Annotated in this window: 12 protein-coding genes; 4 read left to right on the top strand and 8 right to left on the bottom strand. The window is 58.3% G+C overall.

Annotated elements, in window-relative coordinates; translation table 11 throughout:
• Nucleotides 1–143: 143 nt before the first annotated feature.
• Complete coding sequence (locus R2A130_RS07015) at nt 144–1,016, top strand: mechanosensitive ion channel family protein (protein ID WP_009464315.1); 873 nt, start codon at nt 144–146, stop codon at nt 1,014–1,016.
• Here R2A130_RS07015 and R2A130_RS07020 read toward each other — a convergent pair.
• From R2A130_RS07020 to R2A130_RS07055, 8 genes are all read right to left on the bottom strand, one after another.
• The gene (locus R2A130_RS07020) at nt 1,013–2,602 is read right to left on the bottom strand and encodes a trimethylamine methyltransferase family protein (protein WP_009464317.1); all 1,590 of its coding nucleotides are present in this window, start codon (nt 2,600–2,602) and stop codon (nt 1,013–1,015) included. The two genes, R2A130_RS07015 and R2A130_RS07020, sit on opposite strands and share 4 nt — an antisense overlap.
• Nucleotides 2,603–2,741: 139 nt before the next feature.
• A complete protein-coding gene (locus R2A130_RS07025; RefSeq protein ID WP_009464318.1) occupies nt 2,742–3,572 on the bottom strand; it encodes an isocitrate lyase/phosphoenolpyruvate mutase family protein in 831 nt (276 codons plus the stop codon).
• A 135-nt stretch (nt 3,573–3,707) separates the two neighbouring features.
• Complete coding sequence (locus R2A130_RS07030) at nt 3,708–6,203, bottom strand: FAD-dependent oxidoreductase (RefSeq protein ID WP_009464322.1); 2,496 nt, start codon at nt 6,201–6,203, stop codon at nt 3,708–3,710.
• Nucleotides 6,203–7,105, bottom strand: a complete 903-nt coding sequence (locus R2A130_RS07035; protein ID WP_009464324.1) for a homocysteine S-methyltransferase family protein — start codon at nt 7,103–7,105, stop codon at nt 6,203–6,205. The genes R2A130_RS07030 and R2A130_RS07035 overlap by 1 nt, the downstream gene beginning before the upstream one ends.
• Nucleotides 7,102–7,560, bottom strand: a complete 459-nt coding sequence (locus R2A130_RS07040) for a pyridoxamine 5'-phosphate oxidase family protein (protein WP_211098031.1) — start codon at nt 7,558–7,560, stop codon at nt 7,102–7,104. The genes R2A130_RS07035 and R2A130_RS07040 overlap by 4 nt, the downstream gene beginning before the upstream one ends.
• Nucleotides 7,557–10,049 (bottom strand): FAD-dependent oxidoreductase, encoded by a 2,493-nt coding sequence (locus tag R2A130_RS07045; protein ID WP_009464328.1) that lies wholly within the window; start codon nt 10,047–10,049, stop codon nt 7,557–7,559. The genes R2A130_RS07040 and R2A130_RS07045 overlap by 4 nt, the downstream gene beginning before the upstream one ends.
• Before the next feature lie 18 nt (nt 10,050–10,067).
• Complete coding sequence (locus R2A130_RS07050) at nt 10,068–10,661, bottom strand: helix-turn-helix domain-containing protein (RefSeq protein ID WP_009464330.1); 594 nt, start codon at nt 10,659–10,661, stop codon at nt 10,068–10,070.
• An 80-nt stretch (nt 10,662–10,741) separates the two neighbouring features.
• The gene (locus R2A130_RS07055) at nt 10,742–11,128 is read right to left on the bottom strand and encodes a YkvA family protein (protein ID WP_040305389.1); all 387 of its coding nucleotides are present in this window, start codon (nt 11,126–11,128) and stop codon (nt 10,742–10,744) included.
• Between the two features lie 124 nt (nt 11,129–11,252).
• Between R2A130_RS07055 and R2A130_RS07060 the strand changes: the two genes are divergently transcribed.
• The 3 genes from R2A130_RS07060 (at nt 11,253) to R2A130_RS07065 (ending at nt 13,347) form a co-directional block, all read left to right on the top strand.
• The gene (locus R2A130_RS07060; protein ID WP_009464332.1) at nt 11,253–12,038 is read left to right on the top strand and encodes an SDR family NAD(P)-dependent oxidoreductase; all 786 of its coding nucleotides are present in this window, start codon (nt 11,253–11,255) and stop codon (nt 12,036–12,038) included.
• A 10-nt stretch (nt 12,039–12,048) separates the two neighbouring features.
• Nucleotides 12,049–12,186, top strand: a complete 138-nt coding sequence (locus R2A130_RS18420; protein WP_009464333.1) for a hypothetical protein — start codon at nt 12,049–12,051, stop codon at nt 12,184–12,186.
• A gap of 78 nt (nt 12,187–12,264) precedes the next feature.
• Nucleotides 12,265–13,347, top strand: coding sequence for an MBL fold metallo-hydrolase (locus R2A130_RS07065; protein ID WP_040305311.1), 1,083 nt, complete (start codon nt 12,265–12,267; stop codon nt 13,345–13,347).
• The last annotated feature ends 74 nt before the right edge of the window (nt 13,348–13,421 follow it).

The raw sequence follows: 13,421 nt of genomic DNA on the forward strand, positions 1-13,421 counted from the left end.
AGAAGATCGCAGCATTCAGCCACCACGACTGTGCAGTTTCGCACAGCCTGCGGACAACCCCTTGAGACAACAGACGGAACCGCTGCTGCGCCTGCTGCGTTTGCAGCTTTTAGAGAACTAAATTTTCAAGGTCCGTAACCGCCATGGAACCCATTAAAATTCTGCTGGAGCAGCTGCGCGAGATGGCCCGGGGGGCCATTGAGCTGCTGCCGCAGATTGTTGTCGCAATCGTTGTCATTATTTTGACTTGGGCTGCGGTAAAGTTGGCGAAGTACATTTTGGGCAAAACGCTGGAACGCACAAATTTGCGGCGCAGCCTGAAGGATCTTTTTGCGCTTCTTGCTTCGATCCTGATCTGGGTTTTAGGCTTGATGATCGCAGCCGTCGTCGTCTTTCCCGGCCTCACGCCTGCCAGCATTCTTGCCGGTCTTGGTATCGGTTCCGTGGCCATCGGTTTTGCCTTCAAGGATGTGTTCGAGAATTTTCTCGCCGGTATCATCATCCTGTTTCGCAAGGACATGCGGATTGGCGACTACATCGAATGCGAAGGATTGAAGGGCCGCGTTACTGATATTTCGATCCGTGAAAGCAAGATCATGCGCACGGATGGTGAGCTGGTGATCGTGCCGAATTCGATCCTGTTCAAGAACCCTGTGACGATCCTCACCTACAATGACATCCGCCGTGTCACCGTTATGTGCGGGGTGGGCTATGGTGAAGATGTTGACGCGTCCCGTACAGTCATCAAACAGGCTGTCGAAGGTTGCGACAGCGTTATCACCGACGATAAACCCATTCAGATCTTCGCACAGGAGTTTGGCGACTCCTCCATCAATTTCGAGGTGACGTGGTGGACCGAGTCCAAACCTGTCGATGTCCGTCAGTCACGCGATGAAGTCATCGCTGCAGTGAAACGCGCACTGGATGATGCCGGTATCGAAATACCGTTCCCCTACCGCACGCTTACCTTCAGCGAGCCGTTGCCGGTGAAGCAGATCGAAAGTGATGAAGCCTAGGCAGGCTTCATCACATCTTCTGGCAGATGGATGGTCATGCCCTTGCGAATCCACCTGTCGGTTTCGCGGTCGATGTAGTTCGGAAAGTGCGAGGACAGAACCTCGTTCTTCCGCGCGATGGCCATTTCCACGATGTCCGGCTTTCCTTTTTCAGCCCATTCCTTGGGTGAGAAGCGATTGGCGAGATCGGGATAGACGTAGTCCTTCTGCATCCGGTCAAGCGTTTGGCCGTGGCCGAGATAGTGGCCCGGGCCACCAACGCACACATCGCGCATGGCAGAAATGGACAGAGTGTCTTCATCCACCTCGATACCGCGCACGCAGCGCAGCGCTTGGCCCAGCGCATCGTTATCGAGAAAGAGTGACTCCAGACAAAAACCCATGAGCGAACCGTGCATACCGGCAGCTTCATAAATCATATTGGTACCCGCCATACCGGCCAGCGCGTAGGCGATACCCTTTTCCCAACCGGCCTGAATGTCCGGCATTTTCGAGTCGCACATGCCCGCTGCGGTTCCACCTGGAAGATCATAAAAAATCGCCATCTGCCCGCAGGCTGCCGACAGCAGTGCCTGCTCGCCGGAACCACCGGACATGGCACCCGTGCGAAGGTCGGAAACGAAAGGCCATGTGCCGAAGATGGCCGGATGGCCCGGCGCGAGGCCGTTGACATAGACCAGTCCCGCCAACACTTCCGCCACCGCCTGCACCACGGCTCCAGCGATTGCGGCGGGCGCGGTGGCCCCTGCCTGACCGGCGGACAGAAGCAGAACGGGCATCCCACCCTTTACGCATTCTTCCAGCACGTCGCAGGCATCGGCCGCAAAACGCAGGGGCGGCACGACGAAACAGTTGGAGTTCGACACGAAAGGCCGCGCACGGAATGCAGCTTCCCCACCGGCAATCTTGTACAGCATCTCCAGCGCCTTCGGCACCACGCCGGGGAGCGTGAACGACGTGCCGATATGTTTCGATGTGCCCGACACACAGGCATAAAGCGTGTTGAGGTCCAGCTCGTCTGGGTCCACCACATCACGCGCCACCATGGGCCGCTGGAAGAAGTGGATATTGTCCAACGTGTCGACGATGCGAGCCGCGTCGTAGATGTCCTTCAGATAGCTTTCGCGATATTCGTTGCGCTCCACATCCACGATGTGAACGGCAGCGCCCGCCGTACCGAAATGCACCTTGTTGCCGTTCGGATGCAGGTCGTGTTTCTCATCGCGCCCGTGCACTGCAAAGCTGCGATTGGCGTTGGCCACAGTGTCCATCACCACCTTTCGCGGGAAACGCAGGCGACCGTCTTCGCCCATGATAGCGCCGAGACTTTCGCAGGCTTCGATACAGGTGGGTGTGGCTTGGGACAGGCCGATATTTTCCAGCACATCGAGCACGGCCTCGTGGACCTGTTCCACCTGCGCCGGTGAAAACGGCTGGTAGGTGCCACCGTTCATGCCGGGGCGAATAGGCCTGATATCTTCAGTGAGTGGCGCGGCCCGCATGTCGCGGCGGGCCTGTCGTCCACCGGCACGCCCAGCACGACGGGGTTGCGGTGGTGTCGCCGCCATTTCATCAACAAGCGCCATAGAACTGTCCTCCCAAACAGGCCGGTACGAACGCTAACGATCCGGCGATTTCAGGAGCCTGCGCCGCAATTTCAAATTAGGCCAGTCCTAATTCGGACAGAAAGGGTCGTAACGGGAATACGTTTCCCGCAGTAACGCCTCACGCGCTGCCCATTTTTAACAGCGCGTTGATTTCTTCTTCGCTCACCGTTCTGGCGAGCCCCGTAAAATCGCCATCGGCAATCATCTGGCGGCCGATATCGAGCGCTGTGCGCTGCATGGCGCTGCCCAATCCGCCGCCGATGGAAATGCGGGCGGCCCCTGCTTTTGCGAAGTCATCGCGGGAGAATTTGACCAGCGGACCAGAGGCCAACGCGTTCACCGGCGCTTCGACGCTGGAACACAACAGCGCCAGATCTTCCATCGTTCCCGGCACCGGCACGTAAACGCAATGAGCGCCCACTTCGATAAAAGCCTGACAGCGACGGATAGCCTCTTCCAAATCATAAGCGCCGATCATAACTCCATCGGCGCGGGCGCATATGGTGAAATCCACATCCATCGCTTCGGCGACTTCCACTGCCGCCGCGATGCGGGCAACTGCGATATCGAAATCATAGGACGGTTTGCCGGGTTCGAAGGTCGTGTCTTCCAGCGCGCAGCCGGCCAGACCGATCTCACCGGCCAGTTCCACGGTTTCCGCCACACCATCGGGATCATCCGCATAACCGTTTTCGAGATCGGCACTGACGGGCAGATCGACAGCACGCACCATGTCTTCACAATGGTCCAGCATCTGATCCCGCGTCAGATTGATCCCATCAGCCAGCCCTTGCGTGAACGCATAGCCGGACGACGTGGTGGCGATGGCATCAGCACCGATAGCAGCGAGCATCCGCGCTTCGCCCACCGAAGATGCGTTGGGCAGAACGAAAGGCTCGCCAGGACGGTGCATTTCGCGAAAGAGTTTGGCCTTATCGTCGTGGTCCATGTGGTGCTCCTAAAGGCGATGTGGGTGGTCGACGGACGGCGTTGTCAGAAACGCGCTATGTCATTGGACGCACTCAACCTCACACCGCCACCATTGTCATCCCCGCGCGAGCGGAGATGACAATGGTATTTGTGGTTACACCTTCACCCGCTCGCTCTTCGGGTCATACATCGGCTTCAAACTCGCCTCTGCTGCAAACCGCTCGCCCGCGATCTCGATTTCGTAGCTGGACCCCAGCATCTCGTCCGGCTTCTCACTCTTGCAGGGCACATAGCCCATCCCGATAGCACCACCCACCGTGTGGCCGTAATTGGCAGACGTGACGTATGACACGATCTCGCCGTCACGGATTATCGGCTCGTTGTGGTAGAGAAGCGGCAGCGGGTCTTTCAACTTGAACTGCGTCATCCGCATTTCCAGCCCTTGCTCGCGCTTCTTCAGCACTGCATCACGACCGATGAAATTCTCTTTCGCGGTCTTCACAGCAAAGCCGAGACCGGCCTCTACAACATGATCTTCTTCGGTGATGTCATGGCCGAAATGGCGATAGCCTTTTTCGATGCGCAGCGAATCCATCATGTGCATGCCGCACAATTTCAGGTCCATATCGGCACCAGCATTCATAAGAGTTTCGAAGGCGTGAGCGCACATGTCGGTGGGCATGTAGAGTTCCCAGCCGAGTTCGCCCACATAGGTGACGCGGTGGGCGCGCGCCGTGCCCATGCCGAGTTCGATCTCGTGGGCTTGCCCGAACGGATGGTTGTCGTTGCTCCAATCGTGGTGGGACACTTTTTCCAGCAACGTCCGCGCGTTCGGCCCCATGACGGCCAGCACGCCTTCTGCCGCAGTCATGTCGACAATGGCGACCGCTTCATCTTCCAGATGACGGCGCATCCATGAAAGCTCGCGCGGCACGGTGGCTGCTGGTGTGACGACGATATATTCTTGTTCGCTCAATCGTGTGACGGTGACATCGGCTTCGATGCCGCCGCGTTCGTTCAGGAATTGGGTGTAAACAATCTTGCCCGTAGGAACGGCAACATCATTCCCGCAAACGCGGTTGAGAAACTTCTCCGCATCGCGCCCGATGACGCGAATTTTGCCGAAGGACGACATGTCGTACATGCCGACATTGTTTCGCACCGCTTCATGTTCGCGTTTGGAGTTTTCAAACCAGTTCTGGCGGCCCCAGCTGTATTCGTACTCGCGCTCCTGCCCTTCGTCGGCAAACCAGTTGGCGCGTTCCCAACCGGCAACCTCGCCGAACACTGCGCCCTGCGCTTTGAGGTGCTCATGGAACGGTGTGCGTCGCACGCCCCGTGCCGTCGCCATCTGCCGGAAAGGGAAATGGTCGGCGTAAAGCAGACCGAGGGACTCCTTCGCCCGCTCGAACAGATAGGTCTTGTTGTTCTGGAACGGCTGCATACGGCGGATGTCCACGTCGCCGATATCGAACGGCGGATGGCCGTGTTCCATCCAGTGCGCCAGCGCCATACCGGCACCGCCCGACGATTGAATGCCGATGGAGTTGAAGCCCGCGCAAACCCAGAAGCCGTGACACTCCGGCGCTTCGCCAAGATGATAGGCATCGTCCGGCGTGAAACTTTCCGGCCCGTTGAAGAACGTGTGAATGCCGGTTTCGCCCAGCATCGGCATCCGGTTGACCGCGTTTTCCAGAATGGGTTCGAAGTGGTCGAAATCTTCCGGCAGCTGGTCGAAGCAGAAGTCGTCAGGAATGCCTTTCTGCTGGCCGTAATAGTCGCCCTTCAACGTCGAGGCCCACGGCTTGGACACCGGTTCGAACGCGCCCAGCAACATCTTGCCCGCATCTTCTTTGTAGTAGGCGCATTCATCCGGCACACGCAGCACCGGCAGGCGGGTCAGGCCTTCGATGGCTTCGGTGACGATGTAGAAATGTTCACAAGCGTGAAGCGGAACGGAAACGCCCGCCATACGGCCCAGTTCATGCGCCCACATGCCGCCGCAATTCACCACGACATCGGCTTCGATATGGCCCGCTTCATCGGAGCCATCACGGGACCATGACACGCCGGTGACGCGCTGGCCGTTGCCGCTTGCATCCTTGTGAATTTCGGTGACCTTCACACCCTCGATCACCTGCGCCCCATTCATCTTGGCACCCTTGGCCAGCGCCAGCGCGATGTTGGCGGGATCGCCCTGCCCGTCGAGCGGCAAATAGACCGCACCCGTCACATCATCCGTGTTGAGATGCGGGTAACGCTCCTTCACATCGGCTGCGGAAATTTCCTCCACATCGACGCCAAAGGCACGGGCCATTGAGGCCTGCCGCAAGATTTCCTGCTTTCGCTCGTCGGTCAGCGCTACGGTAATGGAGCCGCAGCGACGGAAGCCGGTGGCAACACCCGTTTCTTCTTCCAGCGTGCCGTAAAGTTCCTGGCTGTATTTCGCCAGCCGCGTCATGTTCTTGGTCGCGCGAAGCTGCGCGATGAGACCCGCCGCGTGCCACGTCGTGCCGCTGGTCAGCTGTTTGCGCTCCAGCAGAACAACGTCTTTCCAGCCCAGTTTGGCGAGGTGATAGGCGACGGAACAACCGGCAACACCACCGCCGATAATGACGGCGCGGGCTTTCGTAGGAACGGGCTTCGACATCACAGGTCTCCGGAAATCGTGTGGCCCGCAGCACGCAACTGTTTGGCCAGTTCGGCGATATGCGCGGGGCCGACTTCGCAGCAGCCGCCGATAATCGTTGCGCCCTGCTCCACCCAACCCATGGCGTGGCTGGCATAGGAAACAGGATCGAGATCGGTGCGTTTGCCCATACCGTCGACGGTTCCGCCAAGCGCAAGGTCCGCGCCTGCATTGGTGAAGCCGTTGGCCCAGCCGCCGAAGGGCAGACCGGTTGCGACAAGAATTGGCATAGCCTGCGTCACCGCTTCCGGCCAGGAACAGTTGATGGCCACCGCAGCCGCACCCTCTTCCTTTGCAATATGCGCGGCTTCTTCAACGCTTTCACCAGACCGCAAAAGCGAGCCGTTGGCATCCATTGCCGTCATGCCGCACCACACGGGAACACCGGCTTCGGCACAGGCGCGCACAGCAGCGCGGGTTTCACGAATGCCACCCAGTGTTTCGCAGATGAAGACATCAACATGGTCCTTCTGCTGCGCCACGATCTGGCGATAGGTCGCCAAACACGTACCTTCATCAGGCGCATTTTCGGGATGGTAGGAGCCAAAAAGCGGAGGCAGGCAACCGCCGATCTTCACATCGTCATGGTCGCCTTTGGCAGCCATCGCCAACTCTATCGCCTTTGCCTGCAACGGCTCGAACAATGAGGCATCAGCATCCCGCGCCAAACGTTCCGGCGTAGCGCTATAGCTGTTCAACGTCAGCACCTTTGCACCGGCCTCGATATATTCGCGGTGAACCGCTTCCACGATTTCCGGCTCGTCCAGCATCACGCGGGCAGACCATAGGGGAGACGGCGGATTGGCAGAGCGGGCGATGAGTTCCTGCCCCATGCCGCCGTCAAGAAGGACAATATTGGTCATGGATAAATCTCCGAAAATTTCGCTTTGTAGAGTGCGATCATTTCATCTTCGGTCGCACCATCATCATAAGGTGGTGTGGTGGTCATGCGCAGACTGTCGATCTGGATCAGAACGACCGCATTGATACGTTCAACGAGGCTTGGAAAGGCTGCTTCCCATTTCGGAAGCAAGTCGCCAAACGCGTCATCGCCTCGCTTCACCACATCGACATGTCCATTGATCGCCACGCCTTTGCGTTTCCAGATATCAATGAAATTCACGGCTATTGAGTCATTGCGCTCCAAAGCCGCCATCGTTCTGGGTGAGCGGATTTCTGCGAAGGCAATGACCTCGTCACTCAGAATGAGGAACGTGCCTTTTGGTGACAGATTCGGCTTCTGGCCTGCCGTCACAGTTGCAACGAAACCGAGGGGAAATTGCTCAATGATTCCTCGTGCGACTCTAGGTATTTTCACGCGCGTATCCGTTCGTTGCTCGGGTCCCAAAGTGGTTCGTCGGCTTGTACGGTGGCGGCGTAGCGCTTGCCGTACATTTCAACTTCGAGCTCGGTTCCCGGCGTTGTGAGGTCGCTTTGGACGACGCCCAGAGCGATGGACTTGTTGATGCGATGGCCCCAGCCGCCGGATGTGGTTTCACCGACGACTTGGTCGCCGTTCCAGATGGTCGACATGTAAGGCGCATCGAAGTCACCAGCGTCCACGGTCATGGTGACGAATCCCTTTTTCACGCCCTGCTGCTTTTCGGTTTCCATCGCAGCCTTGCCGACGAAATCTTCCTTCTGCCAGCGCACGAAACGGTCCATGCCGCCTTCAAGAATTGTGTAATCGGTGGACAGATCGCCCTTCCAGGTGCGGTAACCTTTTTCCAAACGCAACGAGTCCAGCGCGAACATGCCGAACGGTTTGGCGCCGGCACCGAGAACCGCATCGTAGAGAGCCGGAATATCGCCAAAGGCTGCATGAATTTCCCAACCGAGTTCACCAGCAAAGGACACGCGGGCCAGCGCACAATCCACACCGGCGATTTTCGCTTTCTGATGGGTCAACCAACCGGCATCCAGATCAGCCTCATCGGCGATAGACGACAGCACATCGCGTGACGTCGGACCTGTGACGAGCAGCACGGCGAATTCGGTGCTGTGATTGGTCAGCGCGATGGAACCGTCTTCGGGCAACGCTTTCTTCAACCATTCGAAGTCGTGCCATTCGGCCACCGCGGCGGTCATCAGTGTGAAATCGTCTTCACCGTGGCGGATGACCGACATCTCGGTGACGATGCGGCCTTTGTAATCGGCGAAGTAGCCGAGGTTCAAACGACCGACCTTGGGAATGCCACCGGTGATCTGCTGGCGCAACCAATCGGCAGCGCCATCGCCCTTGAGATTGTAGCGGGAAAAACCAGGCATATCGAGCACGCCGCAGGCATCGCGCACCGCTTCGCATTCTTCTTTCACACGGGGCAGCCATGGGCCGGAACGTTCCCATGTGTGAGTGGATTCTTCCGACGTATCGTCACCGTCTTTGGCAAACCAGTTGGCGCGCTCCCAGCCGTTATAAGCGCCCATCTGGCCGCCCAGTTCGAGCAGCTTGTCGTGAACGGCGGACAGCTTCTTATCGCGTCCGGCAGGCCATTCGTGATGGGGAAAATGCATGGCGTATTCGTGGCCATAGGTCTCCATGGCTTTGGCCAGCGTGTAGTCGTGATCGGCATAACCGGTGTAGCGGCGCGGATCGACGGCCCACATGTCCCACTCCGGCGCGCCGTTGACAATCCATTCCGACAGCACCTTGCCCGCACCACCACCTTGCGCGATGCCGAAGGTAAACGAGTGCGCCTCGAACGCATTCTTCACACCGGGCATCGGGCCGATCAGCGGCAGGCCATCCGGTGCATAGGGAATGGGGCCGTTGATGTTCCGCTCGACGCCCTGGGTGCCGAGGATCGGCACACGCGCCATGGCGTCTTCGATGTAGAACTCCAGGCGCTCAAGGTCGTCCGGGTAAAGCTGGAAGGAAAAATCCTCAGGCATAGGGTCATCCGGCGTGACCCAATGGGCCTTACAATTGCGCTCATAGGGGCCGAGGTTGAGGCCCGCTTTATCTTGCCGCAGGTAATAGGAAATATCGACATCACGCAGCAGTGGCACTTTGCGGCCCTGTTCGTTGGTCCACGCTTCCAGTTCCGGAATTTGACCGGTGAGGAAATACTGGTGGCTCATCACCACCATGGGCACGGTGCGCCCGCCGAAGGGCTTGAACCATTCACCGACACGCTGGGCATAATAACCGGCAGCGTTGACGACATACTCGCAGGTGATATCGCCCTTTTCAGTGTGAACGGTCCATTCTGCGTTGGAGTTGGCGTCGCCGTTTTTTGAAACACCCGTCGCAGGGCAGAAGCGAACGATCTTCTGGCCCATATCACGGGCCCCCTTGGCCAGCGCCTGTGTCAGCTGCGCAGGGTCGATATCACCGTCGAGCGGATCATACATGCCGCCTTCGAGATCATGGACCTCCATAAACGGGTGGTGCTCCTGCAGTTCTTCCGGCGTGCAGATATCAACGTTCAAACCCTGATAGCGCGCCATGCCCGCCACCCGCTCAAACTCCTGCATCCGCTCTTTACTATGCGCCAACCGGATGGAGCCGGTGACGTGATAATTCATGGGGTAATCGACCTCTTCGCCAAGCCCGCGATAGAGCTCCAGCCCGTATCGCTGCATGTTCAGCACGGCCCATGAGTTGGAGAAGTTCGGGCAGTTGCCCGCAGCGTGCCAAGTGGAGCCTGCTGTCAGCTCGTTCTTTTCCAGCAGCACACAATCGGTCCAGCCAAGTTTGGCGAGATGGTAGAGTGCCGAGACGCCCACTGCGCCACCACCGATGATGACCACACGGGCATGGGCGGGCAGTTTGGAATTCGGCTCTTTGGTGGCTTCCTCAGACATAATCGGCTCTCTCTTCTTCTAATAAACAGGTGGGCTGACGACCCAGACGGCGACGGTTGTCGTCTCGCCCCGGTTGGCCCAGCGATAAGGTTTGTGATCGAAGCGGAACGAGTCCCCCGTTTCCAGATGAAAATGCGTCCCGTCGATCCACAGATCGAGCTCACCTTCGACGATGAAACCGGACTCCTCGGTTTCCCGCAGCACCGGTTTTTCCATTTCTGCCCCAGCTGCAAATTCGCAGCGCAGCATCTCGTATTGGCCACCAAGGTCCGGTGATAAAAGCTCTTCCACAAGCCCGCCCTCGCGGCTGCCCAATTGGCGGCGATAGTCGGCACGCATGACGGTACCACGTTCCGCCTCGTTCAGAGGTTCGGTTGCAAAAAACCAGCTGATGGGAACGTCGAAGGCCGCTGCCAGCGCACGCAGATCGTCGATGGAAGGAGAAGATAGGCCACGCTCGATCTGGCTGATAAAGCCCACGGACCGCCCGATACGAAGCGCCAGTTCTGCCAGTGTTAGTGAGCGGGATTTGCGAAGCTGACGAATTTCATTGCCGAGTGCCATGGCATCCGACGCATTCAGGTCAGCAAGATTTTCTGCAGCAGTGGCCACGCGTAGCCTCCCGCCACGATGTTAATCGTGCGAGATAAATTCAGCTGCGTGAAAAAATCAAGCAAAATTTCACGACAGGTTTAATCCGCGACATTCTCTTCCAACTTCGCCAACGCCTCGCGCGCCTGCTCACGGTGTTCATCGGTTAGATGCGAGCTGATGAGGCCGAAGGCTGTGGTCAGCACTGCGATGTCATCGGTCAGGCCAACGATGGCGAGAAAGTCCGGCAGAAAGTCGAACGGCATGATGAAATATGCCAGCGCTGCCAATAGCGTGCCGCGCACCCGCAACGGCACTTTCGGGTCCATGGCACAATAATATGCAGCCGCCAGATGTTCTGCGAAGGGAAGTCGCGCGGCAAAGCGTTGGAACTTGGGCCAGAAATCCCGACGCACTTTATCCTCGCGGCGATTTTGCTCCTGCTCTGGTACCGGTGCCAGCACGTCGCTCACCTGCGCGTCATCCAATGTTTTCTTCGCCATGTCCAAATCTCCCTGTTGTCCTTGATATGGGAAGCGCCAGCGGCTCTCGCAAGAAAGCCCACTTGCCGCTAAGGTTCCGCGAAGCACGACACCCGTCCGGAACCTCTCCATGAAACTCGACGACACCATCACCGCAATCGTCACCGGCGGGGCATCCGGGCTAGGTGAAACCACCGCCCGCCGCCTTGCATCCCACGGCGTGAAAGTGACGATCTTTGATCTGAACGAAGAAAGAGGCGCAGCGGTTGCCGCAGACATCGGCGGACGGTTCGAAAGCGTCGATGTGACCGATATCGAATCCGTCGAAACAGGGTTTACCGCTGCCCGCGCAGCCCACGGCCCGGCACGCATTCTGGTGAACTGCGCGGGCATAGCGCCGCCCATGAAAACCGTATCCCGCCACCGCGAGACGGGTGATGTGCGGATGCACGATCTGGCGCTCTTTGCTAAAATCATCGCCATCAACCTCACCGGCACGTTCAACTGCATCGCTTACGCCGCTGCCGAGATGGTGGATTGCGAACCGCTGAATGCGGACGGCGAAAAAGGTTTGATCATAAACACCGCATCGGTCGCTGCCGAAGACGGACAGATCGGACAGGTGGCTTATGCGGCTTCCAAGGGCGGCGTAAAATCACTCACCCTGCCGGTAGCGCGCGACCTTGCCCGCGAAGGCGTGCGGGTGAACACGATTTTGCCCGGCCTGTTCCACACACCATTATTCGACGCATTACCGCCCGCTGCGGTGGAAAGCCTGTCGGCTTCGGTGCCCTTCCCGTCGCGCCTCGGTTTGCCTGATGAATACGCTGCGCTCGCCATTCACATGGCAGAAAACGCAATGCTGAACGCAGCCACCATACGCCTCGATGGCGCAATCAGGCTGGCCCCCAAATAAGGAACTTTCAATGATCTGGATCGCACTCGTCTTCGCCATCATTGCGGGCTTTGCCCATTGGCGTGGCTACCCGAAACCCGCCTTGGTCGCTGCAGGCATGGCAGCACTCACAGCGCTTATCTCCACCATCACTCTTTTCGTGGCGTGACGCCTCGCGTGAACCACATTTCATGTCGAGACGTTACTGCAATAACCCGCCAATGACACAGATCGACAGACCGACATCATGAACAGACGTAAATTTCTCTATTGGCTGGGGGGTGTCCCACTTGTGGGCGCTGCTCTCGGCGCAGGAAGCATCGCCGTGGCTCGCAGCAAAAATCCGTATTATTCCGGACCCGTATCCGATCATTTCGACGGCACCGTTTTTTTTAACCCTGAAGGACAGGAGCCGAAAGGGTTCGTGGAACTGCTGAAGTGGCAGTTGAACGGCGAGAAGAAGAAATGGCCGTCATCCTACCCATCCCCATACAACGACACGCCACCTGCCAAGGTGGAAGGGTCAGATCTGCGTGTCTCGTTCGTCGGCCATGCCACGACATTGATCCAGACCGGCGGACTGAACATCCTCACCGACCCAGTCTGGTCGGAACGTTGTTCCCCCGTGTCATGGGCCGGACCGAAGCGTGTGAACGCACCGGGTATCGATTTCGACAAGCTGCCGAAGATCGACATCGTGCTGCTGTCCCACAACCATTACGACCATCTCGACCAGCGCACGCTGGACAAGCTCCAGGCAGCGCATGACCCATGGATCATCACACCGCTGGGCAATGACACGATCATTCGTGGCAACAACGAGAACATTCGCTGCACGGCACACGATTGGGGCGATGTGGTGGAACTGCCCAACGGCCACAAACTGACACTGGAGCCAGCACACCACTGGTCCGCCCGCGGCATGGCCGATAGGCGCAACGCGCTGTGGGCGGCTTTCGTGATCGAAGGTCCGGCGGGCAAAATCTACCATATCGGCGACACCGGCTTTCACAACGGCACGAACTACAAAACGGCGCGTGAAAAATACGGCGCGTTCCGTCTCGCCATCCTGCCCTTCGGCGCATACGAACCGCGCAACTTCATGAAAGGGCAGCACCAGAATCCCGATGAAGCCGTGCAAGGCCATAAGCTCTGCAACGCGGCCCACACTCTCGGCCATCACTGGGGCACATTCCAGCTGACCGACGAGAGTATCGAAGACCAGCTGACCCATCTCGATGAAGCACGCAAAAAGCATGGCGTCAGCGAAGACGCGTTCCGCGCCCTGCAACCCGGCGAGTTCTGGGATGTGCCGAAAACGATCGCCTGATGCCGTCACCTGAAGATGAGGCGCGATCACCGGACCACTTCCAAAACGCGCTGAGCTTCTCCATATAACGGCGC

The sequence above is a fragment of the Ahrensia sp. R2A130 genome (genome assembly GCF_000179775.1).
Classification (GTDB): domain Bacteria; phylum Pseudomonadota; class Alphaproteobacteria; order Rhizobiales; family Rhizobiaceae; genus Pseudahrensia.